The organism is Pseudidiomarina indica (assembly GCF_900104245.1).
GTDB lineage: Bacteria > Pseudomonadota > Gammaproteobacteria > Enterobacterales > Alteromonadaceae > Pseudidiomarina > Pseudidiomarina indica.
Genome location: NZ_FMXN01000002.1, coordinates 203,286 through 225,000, shown reverse-complemented (window position 1 = coordinate 225,000; position 21,715 = coordinate 203,286). Strand labels below are relative to the sequence as shown.

The following is a 21,715-nucleotide window of genomic DNA, read 5'->3' as shown; positions in this document are numbered from 1 at the left end:
TCCTTTAATCGTTGAGGGGGCGATAGAGTCGTTGTCGCTCAGGATAGACGTGGTCAGCCAACTCACGCAACATCCCCGCAGTAGCGCCCCAGATATTTCGCTGCTGATAGGGCATAAAGTATACCTGATCGTACAGCAAACGTCTTAATCGGTAGACGTAATGTTGACGTTGCTGCAAAATCTGTGCGAGTGGCACGGTAAAAATATCGGCCACTTCGTGTTGATCCAACGTGAATGGTTGCTTGGGGTCAATAAAGGCCACAAAAGGCCGCACGATAAAATTACTAATGACAGGGTAATCATGAAGTTGCCCAATTAATGAGACATCATCGGGTGGTAACCCAATCTCTTCATGGGTTTCTCGCAACGCCGTTTCCATCAAGTTCACATCACTGGATTCTTGGCGTCCGCCAGGAAAACTAATCTGGCCAGCGTGATGACGTAATCGCGCACTGCGCTGGGTGAGTAATACGTGCAGCTCTTGGTCAACTTCCAGCAACGGAATCAACACGGCCGCCGGCTGCATGCGGTGCAACTTCGGCCGTTGAATGGTGGGCGCTGGCTGCAGTAAAAAGCGCTGCAAAAACTCCTCACGAGTCATGGGACACCTGTGCTGATGCTGTGGTCAATACGGGTAGTATACGAGCTACTTTATCATAAGTTTCTTGATATTCAGCGGCGCAGTTCGAATCGGCCACAATGCCACCCCCGGCCCAGCAATAGATAGCGCCGGTGTGCGGGGTGGTTGCGGTGGCCACCAAAGTTCGAATGGCGATGCTGGTATCGGCCTGGCCATGCTGCGAGAAATACCCAAAGCTGCCGCAGTAATAACTACGCCGCTGTGGTTCTAATTCATCAATAATTTCCATCGCTCTAATTTTCGGTGCCCCGGTAATGGAACCACCAGGAAAACAGGCTGCGAGGAGAGGCAGATGGTCACGAGGGTTGGCCAATTGCCCGGTGACGGTACTGACCAAATGGTGCACGGCGGCATAAGATTCGATGGCAAATAAATGGGGCACCTGCACGCTGCCGGGAACACACAAACGGCTTAGATCGTTACGTAACAGGTCCACAATCATCACATTTTCGGCTCGATCTTTGGGCGCTTGTTGCAGCTCAGTGGCGAGTTGCTGATCGTGCTCTGGGTCCGCCGCGCGTGGGCGAGTTCCTTTAATGGGCTTGGTTTCCACCCGCCCATTGGCGTCCATTGCTAAGAAGCGTTCTGGCGAAACGGATAATAACGCGCCCTCGGGCAAGCGTAAAAACGCTGAAAAAGGTGCGCGGTTGTGGTGTCGTAATTGCTGATAAGCCTGCCAGAGCTCGCCTTGGTAGCGGGCTGAAAAACGCTGCGCTAAATTAATCTGATAACAATCCCCGGCACGTAAATAGGCTTGGATTTGCTCAAACTTAGCGGTGTATTCTGCCACCGTCATATTGCTTTGCCAGGGGGTGGTTAACTGAAATGCCGCAGGAGTGGGCGAATAGGGGCGTTCCCAATAGGCTTTAAGCTTTGCCAAGGTGGCGGCGGGGGCTAATAACCAAGTATCGCCACTCTCGCGATGGCGCATGAGGGCTTGGGTATAGAGCCCCACGTTGAGTTCGGGCAAGGGAATATCGGCCTCAGCGAGGCTGGGCAGGCGCTCCAACGCTCGGCCTGCGTCATAGCTCCAAGCTCCGGCCAACCCCCCATGGAAGGGCAGATGGCTAGGACCTTCATAGGGGGGTAGCTGCGCCAGAGCGCGCTGCAATACCTGCGGCCAATCAGCGGCCTGGGTAACGGTCTGCTGTGGCTGCCGAAAAATGAAATCCCATTGCGCTTGCGGGTGCTCACAACTATCCAGCAATAGCGCCATGGGTTCATGGGCGCAACGCTCGAACAGTTCGACCAAAGGTGTTGTAGTCTCTAATTGAATGGCTTGTAATGACACCGCATGAACTCCACCAAGTTTCTCTGCGCCAGCATAGCATAAACAATCATGATAAAGACTATGGCAACTAGTCAGATCAGTGACAAAACGCTATCATAGCCACATTCATAGAATGTTGTAATTTGAACCTAATTGAGTCCGAGGTATCCATGGCTATTATTCGTCAGGCAGATTTTATTGAGAGCATTGCGGACGCATTGCAGTATATTTCTTATTATCATCCCATCGATTTCGTCCAAGCCCTTGAACAAGCCTATCATCGCGAACAAAACGACGCGGCCAAGAACGCGATTGCCCAAGTATTAACCAACTCACGGATGGCTGCTCATGGTCGTCGCCCGATGTGTCAAGATACCGGTATTGTTACCTGCTTCGTCAAGATTGGCATGGCGGTACAATGGGACAAAACAGATATGACGGTGCAGCAAATGGTGGACGAAGGCACCCGTCGCGCATATATGAATCCGGATAACCCGTTACGAGCGTCGATTGTGGCAGACCCTGCCGGCACGCGTAAAAATACCGGCGATAACACCCCATCCGTGGTGCATATCGACATGATTCCTGGCGATAAAATTGAAGTCATGATTGCCGCCAAAGGGGGCGGTTCGGAAAACAAAGCGAAAATGGTCATGCTGAACCCCAGCGATAATATTGCGGATTGGGTGGTCGAAACCATGCCGAAGTTGGGCGCCGGCTGGTGTCCTCCTGGCATGATCGGGCTGGGTATTGGTGGCACCGCGGAGAAATCTGCCGTGTTAGCCAAAGAAGCCTTGATGGATCCGGTGGATATTCAAGAATTACTCGAACGTGGTCCGCAAAACGCAGAAGAAGAACTGCGCTTAGAAATTTATCACCGAGTGAACCAATTAGGGATTGGTGCGCAAGGGTTGGGCGGTGTCACCACGGTCATGGATGTGAAAATCAAATCGGCGCCGACTCACGCAGCATCGAAACCGGTCACCTTGATTCCAAACTGTGCGGCGACTCGTCACGTGCACTTTACCCTTGATGGCTCAGGCCCTGCAGAATTGCAGCCACCAAAACTATCTGATTGGCCAGACATTACCTTTGAGCTTGGCGACGATGCACGTCGCGTGAATTTGGATACCGTCACCCAAGCGGATGTGGAAAGCTGGAAAACCGGTGAGACCATTTTATTAAGCGGCAAAATGTTGACCGGTCGTGATGCGGCGCACAAACGTATCAAAGATATGCTGGAAGCAGGCGAGCCGTTGCCGGTCGACTTTACCAACAAGTTTATTTACTACGTCGGGCCGGTGGATCCAATCGGCGATGAAGCGGTCGGACCTGCTGGCCCAACCACGGCGACTCGGATGGACAAGTTCACCGATATCATGCTGGAGCAAACCGGTATTCTAGGCATGATCGGGAAAGCCGAACGTGGCCCAGCCACGGTGGAAAGCATCAAGCAGCACAAAGCCGTGTATTTAATGGCAGTTGGTGGCGCTGCTTATTTGGTCGCGAAAGCCATTAAGAAAGCACGGGTGGTCGGGTTTGAGGACTTAGGGATGGAAGCTATTTACGAGTTTGAAGTGGAAGATATGCCAGTCACAGTCGCGGTGGATAGCACCGGTGACAACGCGCACGAAACAGGCCCTGCTATTTGGCGTGTAAAACTGGAAGAAGCTGCTAATGCTTAGTTTATTGCTCTGGCAATGGCTTGCTGTCGTGCTGGTCACGGCAGCAGTCAGTGGGGGGCTGGTGGGCGTGTTGATGCGCCAACAGAGTCGGACCCGCCAGCGTGAGTTGGAACAACAGCAAGAGTTCACTGCGCAACAACTGAGCCAACAACAACAGCAAACAGAGCACCTGCGAGCGGAGTTGTTGGAACGGGTGCGCGAGCAAGAAGCGCGGGCACAGCAATGGCAAACGGAATACAGCACGCTCAAAGCAGACTATTCTGCGGTGCGGGCCGAGTTATCCGCAAAGCTGGAAAGTGCCGCCGAAAAACAACAGGTGTTGGAACGCAGTGAAGAGCGGCTCAAACAAGAATTTGAGCGCTTAGCGCAACAAATTTTTGAGCAAAAATCGGAACGCTTGCAAGCCAACAGTAAGCAAACGCTTGAATCCACCTTGGCACCGTTTAAACAGCAACTGGATGCCTTTAAACAACAAGTCACTCAGCAATACACCGAAGAACTGAAGCAGCGCTCAGAATTAAGCGCACAAGTCAGTTCGCTCCGTGAATTGAATCAGCAAATGGCGGCCGAAGCAGAAGCCCTCACCCGCGCCTTAAAAGGGGACACCAAAACCCAGGGCGCATGGGGTGAAGTGGTCTTGGAGCGCATTCTGAATCAATCAGGGCTGCGTGAAGGGCAGGAATATCACACCCAATCACAGCATAAAGATGCTGACGGACGCTCCTTTAAGCCGGATGTGATTGTTCATTTGCCGAACAACAAAGATGTCATTATTGACTCGAAAGTTTCGCTGCTGGCGTACGAGCGTTATTTTAATAGCGATGATGACGCCACCCGTGAGCAAGCGTTGAATGAGCACGTGAACTCGTTACGGCAGCATATTCGCGGCTTAGGAAAGAAAAACTATCAGCAGTTGGACGGCGTGCGAACGCTGGATTATGTGTTGATGTTTATTCCTATTGAGCCGGCCTTTTTACTGGCGGTCGATCGTGATCCTGAACTCATTCGCTTAGCCTTAGATAACAATATTATGTTGGTGAGCCCAACCAACTTATTGGTGGCGCTGCGCACGGTAAATAATATTTGGCAGTACGAGTACCAAAATCAGAATGCGCAGACCATCGCTGAAGAGGCAGGCAAGCTGTACGATAAGTTTGTTGGCTTCGTGGATGATATTCAGCGCATCGGGCAGTCCTTGGACACGGTGCGGAAACATTACGATGGAGCCTTGAATAAACTATCAACAGGGCGTGGTAACTTGGTTCGTCGGGTAGAACGTTTTCGTGAACTCGGGGTGCAATCGACCAAACAAATTGATCGTAAACTCTTAGGGAATGATGACGTCGATAGTGACGCGAGTGACAGCTAAAGTAAGAAATCGCGCACGTTAGTGCTCGTGCGCGACCTTGATAATTTCAATCCGTTGTTGCCCACGTGGGCTGTCCCAATCAATTTGTTGCCCTTCTGACAACCCTAAAATTGCGGCGCCGATAGGGGCCAATACGGAAATTCCACCGGTGACCGACTCAACGTCACTTGGCAAACATAATACCTTGGTAAAGGTTGCCCCAGTGGCAATGATTTTGAAGGTGACTTCGCTGCCAATCGCAACCACATTGCTGGGCAATTGATCGTTCGCCACCACAGTTGCACGGGCCAATTCACCTTCCAGCGCATCGGCCGACTCAGGTAACGGCTTAATGGAAGCTAATAAGGCTTCAATTTGTGCTAAATCACTTTTGGTAATAATAATTTCTGGCTTTTGTTCCATGTAACAAGCTCTCTCGAAGTTAACAGCATTGTTCAAAACTTCAGTCGTTGAATTCTGAATGATTATCGTTATTGGGATCTTTATGCTTGATTGCTGCAGTAACCAAACGGGCCGGACGTATCCGACAACGTCCGGCTTAGTGAGGTAAGGTTAGAGATGTAATCGTGTGTTTGCTTGTAAAACTTAGCATAACGCCCTCTATTGAATCTTCCTTTATAATAGTGACAGGAAAAATAAAGGCAAGCTAAAAAATTTTACAAGCATGGCGAGGGGTTACGCCTCAATGCGCCCCCACAAGTCGTATTCATCGGCGTGTTCGATAAGGGCATCCACCCAATCCCCCGGTTGTACGTGCGTGACGCCATTGAGGTACACCAAGCCATCAATTTCAGGAGCGTCCGCGTAGCAACGGCCAATCGCACCTTCCTCGTCCACCTCATCAATCAGCACCTTGAGGGTTTGGCCAATTTTGGCCTGCAGACGAGCCGCACTGATGGCTTGCTGCACTTCCATAAAGCGTGCATAACGCTCTTGTTTCACCGCCTCAGGAACGGGATCGGGTAACTCGTTGGCCTTCGCGCCTTCCACATCAGAATAGGTGAAACAGCCGACGCGATCGAGTTGGGCATCCCGCAAAAACTGGAGCAGCTCTTCGAATTCCTCTTCGGTTTCGCCCGGGAAGCCGACAATAAAGGTGCTGCGAATGGTGAGTTCGGGGCAAATTTCACGCCACTTACGAATGCGCTCCAACGTGCGTTCTGCCGAGCCTGGGCGCTTCATCAGCTTCAAAATACGCTGATTGGCATGCTGCAAAGGAATATCTAAATAGGGCAAGAGCTTGCCTGCCGCCATCAGAGGAATCACCTCATCCACGCTGGGGTAAGGGTACACATAGTGCAACCGAACCCAAATGCCGAGCTCTCCTAAGGCTTCGCACAGAGCGAGCATGCTGGTTTTAACCGGTTGTCCGTCCCAGAATCCCGTTTTGTGTTTCACGTCCACGCCGTAGGCACTGGTATCTTGTGAAATCACCAAGAGTTCCTTCACGCCCGCATTGGCCAACCGCTTGGCTTCACTCAGCACATCGCCGATTGGGCGACTCACCAGATCACCTCGCATGGAGGGAATAATGCAGAAGGTGCAACGATGATTACAGCCCTCAGAAATTTTGAGGTAGGCAAAATGGCGAGGGGTTAATTTGACGCCTGTATCGGGCACTAAATTACCAAAGGGCACTTGGGCCGGCTTCGGCAAATACTGATGCACGTAGCCCATGACTTCTTCATACGCATGGGGGCCGGTAATGGCCAGCACATTGGGATGCACTTCACGGATTTCGTTATCTTTGGCGCCTAAGCATCCGGTAACTATCACTCGGCCATTTTCTGCCAAGGCTTCACCAATGGCATCGAGTGATTCTTGCACCGCAGAATCGATAAAGCCACAGGTATTCACAATGACCAAATTGGCATCGTGGTAGTGATTGACAATGTCGTACCCCTCGGTTCGCAATTGGGTCAGGATACGTTCGGAATCAACAAGGTTTTTAGGGCACCCTAAACTCACAAAACCGATGCGTGGGGCACTGGCAACTGGGGCAGGGGTAGGCTGGTATGTTTCGACTGTCATGATGTGCTCGAATGATGAGATAATTCAGCCCCAAATTATATCACGAGTATTTTTCTCAACGCTATGACAAAACGGCGTTTTTGTGATGGTCCACCCACATGGCAGTAGCGCCACAAACGGCGACAGGAATGAGCAACAGGTTGATGATGGGAAGGCTCGCCAACACAGCCACAATACAGCCAAAAGACAAGCTTTTACCGGGGTGTTGCCACAGTTGGCGACGCATGGTTTTAAAGGGGACTTTGTGGTTATCAAACGGGTAGTCGGCGTATTGAATGGTCATCATCCAACCACCGAATAAGAACCACAGGATCTGGCCAATAATAGGCACAAAAATGAGCAGCAAGCCAAACCCGATGAAACGCGGGATCAGGTAGAGGATCTTTTGCAGTTCGCGCAACAAAATGCGGGGAATATCACGGACCATTCCCATCACCCCACCGTCCGGCACACTTTGACCGCTTAGTCGCAGTTCCACTTGCTCTGCTAATAAACTGTTAAATGGGGACGCAATCAGGTTGGCGATACTGGTAAAGGTGAGCGCGACTAGCAATAATAGGGTGATCACGGCCAGGGGCCAGAGAATCCATTCGAGCCAAGCTAAAAATGAGGGCAGCCAGGCAATGAGCGCGTCCACTCCTTGGGCGGTGTAGTGAAACGAGTAGTAAATGGCGACACTGAACAATACAATGTTGATGCAGAGTGGAATGAAGACATAGCGTCGCAACCCGCGTTGAAAAGCGAGTTCGAACCCTCGTTGAATATAAGCACCACCAAATTCATTGGTTGTTTGCATGCGGTTGGCCATCCCTTAATTGATCCCTATGATGAACGCTATTACAAAATTTAAATTTATCTGATAATGTCAAACAGTTCATCATTAACATGGCAATTCACCTAACTGGTAGCAACACGATAACGACTATAAATGCGCCTTAAATATATCAAACTTGCTGGTTTCAAATCGTTTGTCGATGTCACAAAAGTCCCATTCCCACACCAAATGACGTGTGTGGTGGGGCCGAATGGTTGTGGCAAATCGAACGTGATTGATGCCGTGCGCTGGGTATTGGGTGAAAGCTCGGCCAAAAACCTGCGTGGCGATGCCATGACGGATGTCATTTTTAATGGCTCCAGTGCTCGCAAACCCGTTTCGCAAGCCAGTGTTGAACTCGTTTTTGATAATAGCTCGGGTCGCATTCAAGGGGAATATGGTCATTACGCTGAAATTTCAGTGAAACGTGTGGTGACCCGTGATGGGCGCTCCGATTATTACCTCAATCAAACCAAATGCCGGCGCCGTGATATCACCGATTTGTTTCTGGGCACCGGACTAGGCCCGCGTAGCTACGCCATTATTGAACAGGGGATGATTTCACGGCTGATTGAGTCCAAGCCGCAAGAGCTGCGGGTGTTCATTGAAGAAGCGGCCGGAATTTCCAAATATAAAGAGCGTCGTCGCGAAACCGAACAACGGATTCAGCATACCCGCACCAACTTAGAACGTTTATTGGATGTGCGTGATGAATTGGGCAAGCAATTGGAAAAATTGCAGCGCCAAGCGGCAGCAGCGCGCCGTTATAAAGAGCTAAAAGCACAAGAGCGCACCTATAAGGCAGAGCTCAACGCCTTGCGCTGGTTGGCCCTTGAAAACCAAGCCGAGCATCTGCGTGCTGCAATTCAACAACAAGAAACTGAGTTAGAACGTTGGATTGCAGAACAACGGGGCAGCGAACGTGGCACCATTGAATTGCGGGAGCAGGCGGCCACCACCAAAGAGCAGTTGGACCAGATTCAACAACGCTTTTATCAGCTGGGGAATGATTTAACTCGGCGTGAGCATGAGTTACAAACGGCACAGCAGCAACAGCAGCATCGCCAGCAACGACAAACTCAATTACAGGACGAACTGACTCAGCTCCACCAGCGCTTGCAACAAGATCAAGAGCACTATCAAGAGTTGCGCATGCAGCATGAACAGGTGGAACCTGAACTTGCCGAGTTGGCGCAGCAGGTTGCGGCTCAGCAAGCTGAATTTGATCAGGCAGAAACCGCTTGGCTGCAATGGCAAGAAGGCTACCAACGCCATTTAGATGCGCAGCAACAACAGCGTGAGGCACAGCAACAGGTACAAATGCAGCACCAGCAGCTCACCTTCCAATTACAGCGCACCCAAGATGATGTGGCACGGTTGGCACAAGAATTAGCAGCAAACCTGCAACAACAGCAGCAGTTAACCGCAACCACCACGCATCAGCCTTTGCAGGAGCTGCAACAACGGCACGATGCGTTGCAACAGGATATTGATGCGAATCGAGCAGCCGCTGCGCGTGCCGAACAAAGCTATGAACAGGGGTTGCAGCAGCGGGACCAATTGCAACAACGGAAGCAGCAATTGCTGGGGCGACAAACCTCGCTGCAACACTTATTAGAAGCGGCGCATGCGAAAGATTGGCCAGCCCAGGTGCAGGCATGGTTGCAGGCAGAACAAATCACCCCCTTGGGGCAAGTGCGGGAATTACTTCGCTGTACGCCACAGTGGCAGTTCGCCATTGAACAAATTGTTGGGGCATGGCTGGATGCGTGGGTGCTGGAGCAAGCCCCGGCCCATTGGCCTGATTGTTTAGGCGCTAAATTGGTGGTGTTGCAAGCCGAGGCGGGCCCCGCCGACAGCTTTGCTGCCCATGTGCAAGGGCCATTACAACGCTGGCAGTTACTCAGCGACATGCAGTGGACTGACAGCGCTCAATGGACGCTGCCATTGCCTGCCCAACCAACCATGAACAGTGCTGGTCAATTATGGAGCCAAAGCGGTTATCAAGCCGCTCAAGTGGCGGCTACTGACAGTCAATTAGCGCAACAACAAGAATTGTTGGCGGTGGAAGCCGAGCTGGCTAGCTTGGCGAGCGAAGCAGAGGCACTCCAGCTGACGTTGGCAGATTATAAAAACCAATTGGGCCAGCTTCAGCAGCAGCAAGCTGAGCTACAACACGCGTATCGCGAGTGCGCGGCGCAGTTGGCAAGCCAAACAGAAAAGCAGCAATGGCAGCAGCAACAGCTGGCAGAGTTACAAGCACGGCAAACCCAATTGGAACACCAGCAAGCAGAATTGGTGGAGCAACGAGAACTACTGCAACTACAGTTGTTGGAAGTGGATGAACGCTTAACCGATATGGTGGCAGCCGAGCATGAGACGCCTGCTGATGACTGGCAAGAACGGCGGGAGCAGTTACTGCAAACACGGCAGCAAGCTCGCATGCTGGTGGAAGCAACACAACGTCAACAGCAACAACATTTGCTACAGAGTCAGCAGTTGCAAAGCCAAGCGCAGCATGCCCAAACCTTAATCGAGCGCACCCAACAGCAGATTGAACAACTGCAAGAACAATTGGCGCAGTTACAGAGCCCGGATGAATCCGCTGCGGAGCAAGCGGAGCTATTGGTGCTACAAATTGAAGAATTACTGCAACAACGGGAGCAGGTGGACGAAGAGCGCCGGGAATGGGCCAACCGTCTCAGTGATATTGAAAGTCAGCTGCGTGAGCTCAGTAGCGGCTCGCAAGGCGTGCAGCAGCAAATTGACAAGGCGCGTGCACGGTTGCAGAGCAGCCAGATGGAATTAGCGACCTTGCAAGAACGGTCACGCCATGTATTGGCAGTGTTGGAAGACATGCAGCAACCGCTCAAACCGGTGTTGGAGCAATTGCGCGAAGATGCGACAGAGGCAGCTTGGCAACACGAGCTAGAACGCCTGCAGCAGGCGATTCAACGGCTGGGGGCGATTAACTTGGCGGCCATTGAAGAAGCCGACGTGTTAGCAGAACGGAAAACCTATTTAGATCAGCAGCACGATGATTTGACCGCTGCGTTAGAAACCTTGGAAACCGCCATTCGTAAGATTGATCGGGAAACTCGCCAGCGATTTAAAACAACCTTTGATGCCGTCAACGCTGGGTTGCAAGAGTTATTTCCCAAAGTATTTGGTGGGGGCAGTGCATACTTAGAATTAACCGATGATGACTTGCTCGATACTGGGGTCACCATCATGGCACGGCCGCCTGGGAAGAAAAATAGTACCATTCATCTGCTTTCCGGTGGTGAAAAAGCGTTAACCGCTTTATCATTGGTCTTTGCAATTTTTCAATTGAATCCAGCGCCGTTTTGTTTGCTGGATGAAGTGGATGCTCCGTTGGACGATGCGAACGTAGGAAGGTTCTGTCGTTTGGTGGAGGAAATGTCGGCAACGGTCCAGTTTATTTATATCAGCCATAATAAAATTGCCATGGAAATGGCGTCTCATCTGGCCGGGGTGACAATGCAAGAGGCCGGCGTATCACGGCTTGTCGCAGTGGATATCGACGAAGCTGTGGCGCTCACAGAAGCGTCCTAAAGATAATAATGAATCAGCAAGTGAGTAGCATATTATGAGTACGATGCAGATTGTTTTCAGTATCATCGGATTAGTACTGATAGCTGGCATAATTGGGCATGGGGTGTGGACCTTACGCCGGAATGAGCGTGCGCAACGGGAACGGGCCAATGAGCTTGAGCAGAAGCGTCAACAAGCCAGCGATGACGGGTTTGATGAAGACGGCATTGGTGCCGTTCGGGTGATTAAATCAGCGCCTCGTACCACCGTTACGGAGCCGTTGCCAACAGTTGCGGACGAACTCCAAGACGCAGTAACGCCGGAGCCGCCCAGCATGCGTGCCACCGCGGAGGATGAATTAGAGTTGCCGACCATGGCGGCTGCTGCGGACGATCGCGTCGAGCCAGCGCCAGCAGCAGATACGTCGCCTGCCACGGCGTCATCGCGCGTACAGCCCAGCACTCAGCCAACGCAACAAAGCATGGAGTTGCCGTTAACCCCCAGCGAGGATGAACCGGTGCTGACCGAAGAGCCGGAAGAAGTGATTGTGCTGCACGTGACTGGGCAAATTGAAGGCACCATTTTGCTGCAGCAAATGACCGAGTTGGGCTTTAAATTCGGTGAGTTTGATATATTCCATCGGCATGTGGATACGGCCGGGAATGGTGCGGTGTTATTCAGCTTGGCGAATATGTTTAACCCAGGCACCTTCAATATTGATATGCTTGAAACCTTCCAGACGGAAGGGGTGGCGTTATTTTTGGCCCTTCCCATTAAAAGTAATTCCTTGCAAGCCTTTACCATGATGCACAACGCCGCCGCGAAGCTGGCTCAAGCCGTGCCCCATGGGCAAGTGCTCGATGAACATCGTAATCCATTAACGCGCCAAGCGATTCAGCATATCCACCAACGGATCCGTGAGTTTGAGCGTAAGCGTTTAATTAAACATAGCCAATAAGAATGAAAGATTTATTTGACGACAGTACCCCTGCAATCGATGCTGCCGTAACCGAGCGCGTGGCGCAGTTACGAGCGCTTTTAACCCGTTATAACCGTGAATACTATGAGCTCGATGAACCATCGGTTCCCGATGCTGAATATGATCGGTTGTTTCGTGAGCTGCAACAGCTCGAGCATGATTACCCAAGTTTACTGTCGGCCACCTCGCCAACCCAAAAAGTTGGCGGCAAGGCGTTGGATGCATTTCAGTCGGTGCGCCATGAAACGCCCATGTTAAGTCTTGATAATGCGTTAACGGACGATGACTTTACGGCTTTTAGCAAACGTATTGCGGAGCGTTTGGATCGACAAGACGCGATTGAGTTTTGTTGTGAACCCAAATTAGATGGCGCAGCAGTGAGCCTGCTCTACGTGAATGGCGCGTTAACCCAAGCCGCGACGCGCGGTGATGGGCAAGTCGGAGAAGACATTACCGCCAACGTGAAAACCATCCGAAATATTCCGTTGCAGCTGGAAGGCGACTTTCCGCAGCGCTTAGAAGTGCGCGGTGAAGTGTTTATGCCGATTCAAGCGTTTGAACAGTACAACGAACGGGCGGCGGCGAAGGGTGAAAAAACCTTTGCCAACCCGCGGAATGCTGCGGCTGGCAGTTTGCGGCAATTGGATAGCCGCATCACCGCACAGCGCCCATTGCATTTTTATGCCTATAACATGGGCGTGGTGAGTGATGAGGTTGCGCTTGCCGACACCCACTTTGGTCGCCTGGAACAGTTGCAGCAATGGGGCTTGCCAATTAGTGATGAAATTAAGGTGGTGCAAGGAGTGCAGCAATGCTTTGCCTATCACCAAGACATTCTGCAGCGGCGCGCCCAGTTAAGGTACGAAATTGATGGCATTGTGATTAAAGTGAATGACCTTGCGTTGCAGCAAGATCTTGGCTTTGTTTCACGTGCTCCGCGTTGGGCCATTGCGTGGAAATTCCCAGCGCAAGAAGAGCTCACCGTAATTCGAGACGTGGATTTCCAAGTGGGGCGCACCGGTGCGATTACCCCGGTGGCACGGTTGGAGCCGGTAGCGGTGGGGGGCGTGATCGTGGCCAACGCTACCTTGCATAACGCCGATGAAATTGAACGCTTGGATGTTCGCATTGGCGACACGGTGATTATTCGTCGGGCGGGCGATGTGATTCCGCAGGTGGTGCAGGTGGTGCTTGAGCGCCGGCCCAGTGATGCGCGGCTGATTGAGTTTCCGCAGCAATGTCCCGTGTGCGAATCCCATGTGGAGCGGGTTGCCGGTGAAGCTGTCACGCGCTGTACCGGTGGTTTAATTTGCGCTGCCCAACGACGCGAAGCAATCAAACATTTTGCCTCGCGTAAGGCCATGGATATTGATGGGCTAGGTGAGAAACTAATTGAGCTCCTGATTGAGCGCGACTGGATTAAATCTCCGGCTGATTTGTATCGTTTGCATGCCCGCGAACTGGCGTTTTTGCCACGCATGGGGGAGAAATCTGCCCAGAACATTGTGACGGCGATTCAAGCCAGTAAAGAAACCACCTTGCCACGCTTTTTATATGCCCTCGGAATTCGCGAGGTTGGGGAAGCCACAGCGGCCAACTTGGCCCAGCATTTTGGAAGTTTAGAAGCCATTGCCACGGCCGAACTGGACGCCTTGCAAGAAGTTTCAGATGTGGGGGCAGTGGTGGCAAACCATATTTATCAATTCTTCCGCGAGCCGCATAACCAACAGGTGGTGGATGAACTCGTGAGTCTTGGCATTCAATGGCCGGCCTTAACGCCTCCCAGTGCGGCCACATCGACCTTAGCCGGGCAGACCTATGTGCTTACCGGTACCTTAAGCGAAATGACCCGCGACGAAGCGAAGCAAGCCTTGCAAGCGAAAGGTGCGAAGGTGACTGGCAGCGTGTCGGCGAAAACGACCGCCGTGATTGCGGGAGATAATGCGGGCTCTAAGCTAACCAAAGCAGAGCAATTGGGCATTCCTATTCTGAGTGAGGCCGAGTTGCTCGACCTCCTGCAGGATAGTTAGGATTGGCTATTTAAACGGGTTACATCCACCAAAAGCTTCAGTTCTTGCCCCGGTTGTAAGTAGTTGTTACGGCTAATTTGGTTCCACTTTTCAATGTCTTGAATGCGGACATTAAACCGTGAGGCGATGCGCGCTAGCGAATCGCCAGAACGGACTTTATAGTTCACGCTCCGCACCACGCCCGCCGGCTGCTCCGAATGAGGTAACCACACCACCAAGGTTTTGCCTGGGCGTAGGGGATCCGTCGGCGCCATACCATTCCAACTGGCGAGTTGGCGTAAATTCACCTTATATTTGCGGCTGATATCCCACAAGGTATCGCCTTTTACCACCGTGTGTTCCACTTTGTATTCGCCCCGTGCCGTGGATTGCTTGCTGGCCAAGCGTTGTTCGGCAGACAGGGTGTAATCATCGAGCTCACGGGTAGCAACAGGCACCAATAAGTAGTCTCCCGCCCGAATGATATGCCCTGAAATACGGTTGGCTTGCTGAATCGCTTTGGCCGTGGTGTGGTACTGCTTGGCAATCACCAGCAAACTTTCCCCCGGCTTAACTTGATGGCGTGCCCATTGCACCAGTTCGCTTTGATCGGTGTTCGCCAACCAGTGTTGCAGCTTGTTGGCATTCTCGATGGGCAACAGCAACCGATGAGGGCCGCTGGGATCTGTGGCCCAACGGTTGTACGCTGAGTTGTAGTGATGCAATTCATCCAGATCGAGTTCCGCCATTTCCGCCGCTTTGGCTAAATCAATTTGTGCGGGGGCTTCAACGATCGCTAAATAAGGGGCGTTGTCGATGGGCAACCAATGCTGCGCATAGTCGTCATGATTTTTCAGAATATCGGCCAAGGCCAGCAACTTGGGTACATAGGCCCGCGTTTCTAATGGCAGCTGTAACGACCAAAAATCGGTGGGCTTCCCCGCCCGCTGATTGGCGCGAATGGCGTTGGCAACTCGACCTTCGCCGGAGTTATAGGCCGCAAGGGCATGTAACCAGTCTCCGTCAAAGCGCTTTTGTAAGGCGTCGAGGTAATCCAATGCCGCATGGGTAGCAGCATAAACATCGCGTCGACCGTCGTACCACCAGTTAATTTCCAGCCCATAATGACGGGCGGTGCCGGGGATAAACTGCCAAATACCCGCCGCACGGCCATGGGAATAGGCAAAGGGGTCAAAGGCACTTTCCACAATCGGGAGTAACGCCAATTCTAACGGCATGTTGCGGCGTTCGATTTCTTCCACAATAAAGTACATGAACGGCTGCGCGCGTTTGGCCACCCGCTCCATGTAGTGAGGGTTGTTGAGGTACCATTCACGTTGGCTCACCAACCGCGGAACTTCAGGAGCGTCCAGAGTGAGTTGGCGTTTAATCCGTACCCACACATCGGCTTCTTGTTGTGGACTGATAGGCGTCACTGTTTCAGGCGTGGGTTCCACCAGTGCTTCTGCGACGTCAATCGAAGGAGGCTCGTCCGCAACCGGCAGTGGGGCCGCCGTAGTGTCGGTCGGTTGCTGCTCTGATTGCCAAGGTAAGGTTGCGCACCCCGTAAATAGGCTGGTTGAGATAGCCAGTGCTAGCCATTTTTTCATTGATAGTATCCGTTATTTTTGTTGCCGGCAGTTTACGGCATTAAAACTGGTCTTTCCACCGTCGTAATTCAGCAAACTGCTGAATGGATGTCGCTCGCAGGAATGGATTGATCTCTTTCTCGAGCGCGATTGACGAAGGTAATGTGATTTCTCCTTGCGCCCGTTTCTGTCGCACTGCCGTGGCATAGTCTGAAATTTTTTGATTCTCGGGCTCAGCGGCTAAGGCAAACGTCAAATTTGCTAAGGTGTACTCATGTGCACTATAGACGTTCGTTGTGTCGGGGAGTTCAGCGAGCAACTGTAAAGAATGAAAAAACTGTTCGGGCGTGCCTTCAAACATACGGCCGCAGCCGGCAGAAAACAGGGTGTCACCGACAAATACATGGCCCGGGGTATGGTAGCTGAGGTGATCCAGGGTATGGCCTGGCGTGGCCAGCACCTGAAACTCGCACTGGGAACCCGGCACCGTGAAGGTATCCCCAGCGGCTACTGGGTGACTGATGCCCTCAATATGTCCGCTATGAGGGCCATACACCGGAACAGCGAAAGCCTCCACCAAGGGCAGGATGCCATTGGTATGATCCCAGTGATGGTGCGTAATTAAAATACCAATCAGCTGTTTTTGGTGATGTGCTAACCACTCGAAAACCGGAGTGGCATCGCCCGGATCAACAACGATAACGGCATTGTCCTCAGCTGGCTGAATGGCCCAAATGTAGTTATCATCAAATGCAGGAATCGCAGATATAATCATCACATCACCTTCATTGGCTAAGAATTGTGTCAGTGGTACGACTGACGTTGGATTATAGAGGGGTCTGACCATGATGTTAATGCCTGCACGACAAGAGGTCGCGGCAGCAGCACCCTCCAGTTGGCTGGAGCTGCCCCATGGTGGGTGGTTACAAGCGCAGTTGAGCCAAGCGCTGGCACCTCATTGTGCCAAAGTATTTGGTTACTACTTAGCCCGAGTGGGGCATCTGGCGCATGAACTCGAGTTAAATGAATTGCGGGTTCGCCATCAATTTTCGGCCACCCGTTCAGGAGCTGGAGATATTCATACGGATTTTGAGTACTGGCCATTTGCTGAAGGGGTGCTCGATGCGGTGGTGATGGTGGGGCAGTTGGAATTTGAGCGCGACCCTCATCAAGTATTGCGAGAAATGAGCCGGAGCCTTATTGCCGATGGGCATCTGATTCTGGCAGGGCTGAATCCGCTATGCCCAGCCCGTTGGGTGGGATTTTGGCCGCCGCACCTGCAACAGTTACCCTGGCGAGGGCGTTATTTTAGCCGAGCGCGAGTGTGTGATTGGTTGAATTTATTGAACTTTGAAATTGTGGCAAGCGGTTATACCGCGCCCAGCCTGCTGCTGGCGCGCACTCCATCGCCAAGCTTTGGCTTAAGCCATTTATCGCAGGTGCTGCCGGCCGTTGGCAGTTGGTATTATTTGGTGGCGAAAAAGCGCGAATATCCCTTAACCCCGGTGCGGCTCAAACGACCAAGCAAAACACCACTCAACGCCGTGCCAGCGGTGCAGCGCATTAACGACGGCGGCCGTTATTAGTCGGCACACGGCAAATAATGGGGGCTATGGCTGATAACCAGTATCTTCGGCCAGCTCGGATTGCCCTGCGGCCTCACGAGCTAAATCGTCACAGCGTTCATTCTGCGGATGCCCTTGATGGGCTTTCACCCAATTCCATTGAATGTCGTGGCGTTGTGCTACTTCGTCTAATTGCTGCCATAAATCGGCATTTTTCACTGGGCTGCGGGCCGAGGTACGCCAGCCGTTTCGTTTCCAGTTATGAATCCACTGCTGAATTCCTTGCCGCAGATATTGGCTATCTGTGGTCAGAATGACCCGACAGGGACGTTTGAGCGCTTGCAGCCCTTTGATGGCCGCAAGTAACTCCATGCGATTATTGGTGGTGAGGCGATAGCCGCCAGACAGCTCTTTGCGATGGGGGCCGTATTCGATCACGACCCCGTAGCCGCCAGGCCCAGGGTTTCCTAAACAAGAACCATCGGTGTAAATCGCGACGTGTTGAGTCATGTCGGCAGTTGTCCGTTCCCTCGTGAATGTGTCGGCAAAGTCTAACGAATTCTTATCGCGAGTGCTACGCTGCCGGTGTCTTCCAAAAAATAAACTTGTCGTTCATGAGGAAAAAAGCCAAACTAACTCATCCGAATTCCTTTCTTGTTAAGCAACCTCTGGATAATCATTGACTCATGCGACAAATCGTACTTGATACTGAAACCACTGGCCTTGATCCTGCCCAAGGGCATCGCATTATTGAAATTGGTGCGTTGGAGCTGATTGGGCGCAAGCTGACGGGGCGGACGTTTCATGTTTACATTAATCCGCAGCGCGTGGTGGAACAAGAAGCCATTGAAGTTCACGGCATTACCAACGAGTTTTTGCAAGATAAGCCCGTATTTGAGCAAATTGTGGATGAGTTTATTGAGTTCATCCATGGCGCCGAGTTGGTGATTCATAATGCGGCGTTTGACGTGGGCTTTATTGATCATGAGTTGCAACGTTGCCGCAAAGATGTTGGGCGCGTGGCTGATTTCTGTGGGGTGTTGGATACGCTGATGCTGGCGCGTGAGTTACGCCCTGGGCAGCGGAATAACTTGGACGCCTTGTGTCGAGCCTATGGTATCGACAACTCGGGGCGGACCTTCCACGGCGCGTTGTTGGACGCCGAGTTATTGGCTGATGTGTATTTGGCCATGACGGGCGGGCAAACCAAGCTGGAGCTGGCGGCTAAAAACAGTGCCGAGCAGCGAGGTCAGCAACAGGGTTGGACGCCATTAACTCATAAACCCGAATTGCGGGTAGTGCGAGCGACGCCCGAAGAAGAGCAACAACATGCCGAGCGCTTGCAGCTGATCAAGCAGCCATTGTGGCACTAAATTGTTGGTTTTCTGTCTGGTTTGAGCGTTTTTCAAGCAAACGATTCAAAACTTACAAAAAAAGGTTGACGAGTCCGCTCAGCATTCGTAATATTCGCTCCGCATTCTGAAGCCCCCTCGCGGAATTCAGAATCAGGAAAGCGGAGCGGTAGTTCAGTTGGTTAGAATACCGGCCTGTCACGCCGGGGGTCGCGGGTTCGAGTCCCGTCCGCTCCGCCACTTTCCTGCACAAGGTAGCCTTATCGCTGCGGAGCGGTAGTTCAGTTGGTTAGAATACCGGCCTGTCACGCCGGGGGTCGCGGGTTCGAGTCCCGTCCGCTCCGCCACTTCTTTAGTAAGCATCTTTTTTATTCCCACAAAATCATTCCCAAATGTCATCAACCACGGCTTCAGCTCTGTTACTTGGTTTGTTGATTCGATTGTCGATTGCACTCGTAGCGTTTCTTTTTTAAGCGTGAGTCGTGCTGGTCATACCAAAACTGGGGCAGATAGTTACAAATGTGCCATGAACTGCACTTGAGTGGAAACCCAAGGGGGGGTACATTAGTAAGGTTAACTGACAATCACAAGGGAGATTTATTATGCGCAAGAGCCTTATCGCTGTTGCTATTGGTACGGCCTTAACTGTTGCCGCATGTTCTGATAAAGAAGTTGCTCAGCAAGCCACTCAAGGGGCACAAACGGAGCAAGCACAAACCATGCAAACCAGCCAGTTCGATCAAAGTAACCCATTCTACGCAGCCAGCACCTTGCCTTATCAAGCGCCTGATTTCACCAAAATCAAGTTTGAACATTTTGAACCAGCGTTTGAAGCTGGAATGGCCGAGCAAGCTGCTGAAATCGAAGCGATCGCCAATAACCCAGAAGCACCGACCTTTGAAAATACCATTGTGGCTATGGAAAAAGCTGGCGCTTTATTAAGCCGTGTTTCTGCCGTGTTCTCAAACGTTGCCGGCTCAAATGGGAATGACGATACACGTGCCCTACAAGGTAAAATGGCACCAAAATTCGCTGCCCACCGTGACAATATCATGTTGAACCCAGCCTTATTTGAGCGGGTGAAGGCAGTATACGAAAATCGCGCATCATTAAGCGGTGAAGCGCTACGCTTGGTGGAAGACACCTACCGTGGGTTTGTTCGCGCCGGTGCTGAATTGAGCGAAGAAGCGAAAGAGCGGATTCGTGAAATTAACGCTGAAATGTCGTCATTAACCACCGAATTCCAACGTAACTTAATGACTTTGGCGCGTGAAAATACCATTATCGTTGACAGTGCTGAAGAGCTTGCGGGCTTAAGCGACGCACAAATTCAAGCCTACGCTAATGCCGCGGCGGCCGCTGGTCACGAAGGCAAATATGCCATCTCAATTACCAATACCACTCGTCAGCCCGTGTTGGCGTCATTGGAAAACCGTGAATTACGTCAGCGCATTTGGGAAGCATCTGCGTTCCGTGGTACTGGTAACACGGCAACCGATAACCGCCCATTAGTGAAGAAATTGACGCAGTTACGTGCTGAGCGCGCGCAGTTGTTAGGTTACAACAACTGGGGTGAGTACGTGCTAGAAACCAGCATGGCAGGCACGCCAGCTGCAGCGCAAAACATGTTGCGCGACTTAGTTCCAGCCGTAGTGAGCAACGTGGCGGCAGAACAAGCTGAAATCCAAGCGGTTATCGACGCTGAAGGCGGTGATTTTGAAGTACAACCGTGGGATTGGGCGTACTACGCAGAGAAAGTACGTGCTGAAAAATACGCTTTAGATACCGATGAAGTAAAACAATACTTCGAATTTAACCGTGTGGTTGAAGACGGTGTCTTCTATGCCATGAACCAATTGTTCGGCATTACCTTTGTACCACGCAACGACATCCCTGGGTATGCAGATGATGTTCGCGTGTATGAAGTGAGAGACGTGAATGGTGACGTGCTTGGCTTATTCTACGGTGACTGGTTCACGCGTGATGGCAAGCGTGGTGGTGCATGGATGAGTTCATTTGTGCGTCAATCTCACTTGCTTGATACCAAGCCGGTGATCTTGAACAACCAAAACATCGTGAAAGCAGCATCAGGCCCAACCTTATTGAGCTTTGATGAAGTTAGCACCATGTTCCACGAAATGGGCCACGCATTGCACGGTATGTTCTCTGACGTCATGTACCCATCGTTAGCTGGAACAGCCGTGTCACGTGACTACGTTGAATTCCCGTCAACCTTCCAAGAAGACTGGATGTTGAACGAAAAAGTACTGAACAACTTCGCGAAGCACCACGAAACTGGCGAGCCAATACCAAAAGAATTGCTCGACAAAGTTCTGGCAGCGAAAAACTTCAACATGGGCTATGACACGCTCGAATACATTGCTTCGGCGTTGTTAGACCTTGAGTACCATACCCTGACGCCAGAAGCAGCGGCGAATATCACCGACGTAGCAGCATTTGAAGCAGCGGCATTAGAGCGCAATGGAGTTGCGGTGAACGCCGTTCCACCACGCTATAAGTCGACCTTCTTTGCGCACATCTTCGCAGGTGGCTACTCAGCTGGGTACTACGCGTACATGTGGTCTGAAATTCTTGCGGCGGACGCGTTTAAGTACATGCAAGAGCAGGGCGGTTTAACCCTCGAGAACGGTCAGAAGTTCCGTGACACCATTCTGTCAAAAGGGAACAGTAAGGATCCAATGCAGCAATACATTGATTTCCGTGGCAAAGAGCCAACCGGGGAAGCCTTACTTGAGCGTCGTGGTTTAACCACTCCGAAAATTAACTAAGTTACTTTTTAGTGTAGACAAAATCCGCAGTGAGCTTCGGCTGACTGCGGATTTTTTTTTGCCATCGA

The 21,715-nt window shown here is 51.7% G+C and carries 16 protein-coding genes and 2 tRNA genes; 10 read left to right on the top strand and 8 right to left on the bottom strand.

The genetic code is table 11. From position 1 onward, the window contains the following. Positions 1–4: 4 nt before the first annotated feature. Both BLP64_RS02700 and pabB read right to left on the bottom strand, forming a co-directional pair. Entirely contained in the window at positions 5–601 is a 597-nt protein-coding gene (locus BLP64_RS02700; protein WP_092591492.1) for a CoA pyrophosphatase, read from the bottom strand. Continuing rightward, positions 591–1,931, bottom strand: a complete 1,341-nt coding sequence (gene pabB / locus BLP64_RS02695; protein ID WP_233340082.1) for an aminodeoxychorismate synthase component I — start codon at positions 1,929–1,931, stop codon at positions 591–593. The genes BLP64_RS02700 and pabB overlap by 11 nt, the downstream gene beginning before the upstream one ends. Before the next feature lie 149 nt (positions 1,932–2,080). Between pabB and BLP64_RS02690 the strand changes: the two genes are divergently transcribed. Next, positions 2,081–3,595, top strand: coding sequence for a fumarate hydratase (locus BLP64_RS02690; RefSeq protein ID WP_092591490.1), 1,515 nt, complete (start codon positions 2,081–2,083; stop codon positions 3,593–3,595). Next, complete coding sequence (gene rmuC / locus BLP64_RS02685) at positions 3,588–4,964, top strand: DNA recombination protein RmuC (protein ID WP_092591488.1); 1,377 nt, start codon at positions 3,588–3,590, stop codon at positions 4,962–4,964. Before BLP64_RS02690 ends, rmuC begins: the two co-directional genes overlap by 8 nt. 18 nt (positions 4,965–4,982) lie before the next feature. Here the strand turns inward: rmuC and rnk are convergent, their stop codons facing one another. From rnk to cysZ, 3 genes are all read right to left on the bottom strand, one after another. Then, a complete protein-coding gene (rnk, locus tag BLP64_RS02680) occupies positions 4,983–5,366 on the bottom strand; it encodes a nucleoside diphosphate kinase regulator (RefSeq protein WP_092591486.1) in 384 nt (127 codons plus the stop codon). Between the two features lie 273 nt (positions 5,367–5,639). Continuing rightward, positions 5,640–6,995, bottom strand: a complete 1,356-nt coding sequence (rimO, locus tag BLP64_RS02675) for a 30S ribosomal protein S12 methylthiotransferase RimO (RefSeq protein ID WP_092591484.1) — start codon at positions 6,993–6,995, stop codon at positions 5,640–5,642. Positions 6,996–7,056: 61 nt separating this feature from the next. Further along, positions 7,057–7,791: a sulfate transporter CysZ gene (gene cysZ, locus BLP64_RS02670; protein WP_092591710.1), complete on the bottom strand. Its 735-nt coding sequence runs from the start codon at positions 7,789–7,791 to the stop codon at positions 7,057–7,059. A 132-nt stretch (positions 7,792–7,923) separates the two neighbouring features. On the opposite strand from cysZ, the gene BLP64_RS02665 reads away from it, so the two are divergent. Genes BLP64_RS02665 through ligA form a run of 3 tightly spaced genes read left to right on the top strand, consistent with a single transcriptional unit; the run spans position 7,924 to position 14,373 of the window. Continuing rightward, positions 7,924–11,385 carry an AAA family ATPase gene (locus BLP64_RS02665; RefSeq protein WP_092591482.1) on the top strand — a complete coding sequence of 1,154 codons (3,462 nt, stop codon included), beginning with the start codon at positions 7,924–7,926 and terminating at the stop codon, positions 11,383–11,385. Between the two features lie 34 nt (positions 11,386–11,419). Then, entirely contained in the window at positions 11,420–12,322 is a 903-nt protein-coding gene (gene zipA, locus BLP64_RS02660) for a cell division protein ZipA (protein WP_092591480.1), read from the top strand. A gap of 35 nt (positions 12,323–12,357) precedes the next feature. Beyond that, positions 12,358–14,373 carry an NAD-dependent DNA ligase LigA gene (gene ligA, locus BLP64_RS02655; RefSeq protein ID WP_092591708.1) on the top strand — a complete coding sequence of 672 codons (2,016 nt, stop codon included), beginning with the start codon at positions 12,358–12,360 and terminating at the stop codon, positions 14,371–14,373. Here the strand turns inward: ligA and BLP64_RS02650 are convergent. Then, positions 14,370–15,962 carry a LysM peptidoglycan-binding domain-containing protein gene (locus BLP64_RS02650; RefSeq protein WP_092591478.1) on the bottom strand — a complete coding sequence of 531 codons (1,593 nt, stop codon included), beginning with the start codon at positions 15,960–15,962 and terminating at the stop codon, positions 14,370–14,372. The two genes, ligA and BLP64_RS02650, sit on opposite strands and share 4 nt — an antisense overlap. A gap of 40 nt (positions 15,963–16,002) precedes the next feature. Beyond that, complete coding sequence (gloB, locus tag BLP64_RS02645; protein ID WP_233340081.1) at positions 16,003–16,716, bottom strand: hydroxyacylglutathione hydrolase; 714 nt, start codon at positions 16,714–16,716, stop codon at positions 16,003–16,005. 70 nt (positions 16,717–16,786) lie between these two features. Between gloB and BLP64_RS02640 the strand changes: the two genes are divergently transcribed. Next, positions 16,787–17,527 carry a methyltransferase domain-containing protein gene (locus tag BLP64_RS02640; RefSeq protein ID WP_092591476.1) on the top strand — a complete coding sequence of 247 codons (741 nt, stop codon included), beginning with the start codon at positions 16,787–16,789 and terminating at the stop codon, positions 17,525–17,527. A gap of 24 nt (positions 17,528–17,551) precedes the next feature. Here the strand turns inward: BLP64_RS02640 and rnhA are convergent, their stop codons facing one another. After that, positions 17,552–18,016, bottom strand: coding sequence for a ribonuclease HI (gene rnhA / locus BLP64_RS02635; RefSeq protein ID WP_092591474.1), 465 nt, complete (start codon positions 18,014–18,016; stop codon positions 17,552–17,554). 176 nt (positions 18,017–18,192) lie between these two features. Here rnhA and dnaQ point away from each other — a divergent pair, with 176 nt between their 5' ends. The 4 genes from dnaQ to BLP64_RS02615 all read left to right on the top strand — a co-directional run bounded on the left by dnaQ (position 18,193) and on the right by BLP64_RS02615 (position 21,647). Further along, positions 18,193–18,879, top strand: coding sequence for a DNA polymerase III subunit epsilon (dnaQ, locus tag BLP64_RS02630; RefSeq protein WP_092591472.1), 687 nt, complete (start codon positions 18,193–18,195; stop codon positions 18,877–18,879). Positions 18,880–19,021: 142 nt separating this feature from the next. Next, a tRNA-Asp gene (locus tag BLP64_RS02625) sits at positions 19,022–19,098 on the top strand. A 30-nt stretch (positions 19,099–19,128) separates the two neighbouring features. Further along, positions 19,129–19,205 (top strand) — tRNA-Asp (locus BLP64_RS02620). Between the two features lie 255 nt (positions 19,206–19,460). Next, the gene (locus BLP64_RS02615) at positions 19,461–21,647 is read left to right on the top strand and encodes a M3 family metallopeptidase (protein WP_092591470.1); all 2,187 of its coding nucleotides are present in this window, start codon (positions 19,461–19,463) and stop codon (positions 21,645–21,647) included. Positions 21,648–21,715: the final 68 nt, after the last annotated feature.

Excerpts from the sequence above, each read along its gene's own strand:
- BLP64_RS02700 (WP_092591492.1), bottom strand. The coding sequence starts at position 601 with ATGACTCGTGAGGAGTTTTTGCAGCGCTTTTTACTGCAGCCAGCGCCC.
- BLP64_RS02690 (WP_092591490.1), top strand. The coding sequence starts at position 2,081 with ATGGCTATTATTCGTCAGGCAGATTTTATTGAGAGCATTGCGGACGCA.
- rmuC (WP_092591488.1), top strand. The coding sequence starts at position 3,588 with ATGCTTAGTTTATTGCTCTGGCAATGGCTTGCTGTCGTGCTGGTCACG.
- rnk (WP_092591486.1), bottom strand. The coding sequence starts at position 5,366 with ATGGAACAAAAGCCAGAAATTATTATTACCAAAAGTGATTTAGCACAA.
- rimO (WP_092591484.1), bottom strand. The coding sequence starts at position 6,995 with ATGACAGTCGAAACATACCAGCCTACCCCTGCCCCAGTTGCCAGTGCC.
- cysZ (WP_092591710.1), bottom strand. The coding sequence starts at position 7,791 with ATGCAAACAACCAATGAATTTGGTGGTGCTTATATTCAACGAGGGTTC.
- BLP64_RS02665 (WP_092591482.1), top strand. The coding sequence starts at position 7,924 with ATGCGCCTTAAATATATCAAACTTGCTGGTTTCAAATCGTTTGTCGAT.
- zipA (WP_092591480.1), top strand. The coding sequence starts at position 11,420 with ATGAGTACGATGCAGATTGTTTTCAGTATCATCGGATTAGTACTGATA.
- BLP64_RS02650 (WP_092591478.1), bottom strand. The coding sequence starts at position 15,962 with ATGAAAAAATGGCTAGCACTGGCTATCTCAACCAGCCTATTTACGGGG.
- gloB (WP_233340081.1), bottom strand. The coding sequence starts at position 16,716 with ATGATTATATCTGCGATTCCTGCATTTGATGATAACTACATTTGGGCC.
- BLP64_RS02640 (WP_092591476.1), top strand. The coding sequence starts at position 16,787 with ATGATGTTAATGCCTGCACGACAAGAGGTCGCGGCAGCAGCACCCTCC.
- rnhA (WP_092591474.1), bottom strand. The coding sequence starts at position 18,016 with ATGACTCAACACGTCGCGATTTACACCGATGGTTCTTGTTTAGGAAAC.
- dnaQ (WP_092591472.1), top strand. The coding sequence starts at position 18,193 with ATGCGACAAATCGTACTTGATACTGAAACCACTGGCCTTGATCCTGCC.
- BLP64_RS02615 (WP_092591470.1), top strand. The coding sequence starts at position 19,461 with ATGCGCAAGAGCCTTATCGCTGTTGCTATTGGTACGGCCTTAACTGTT.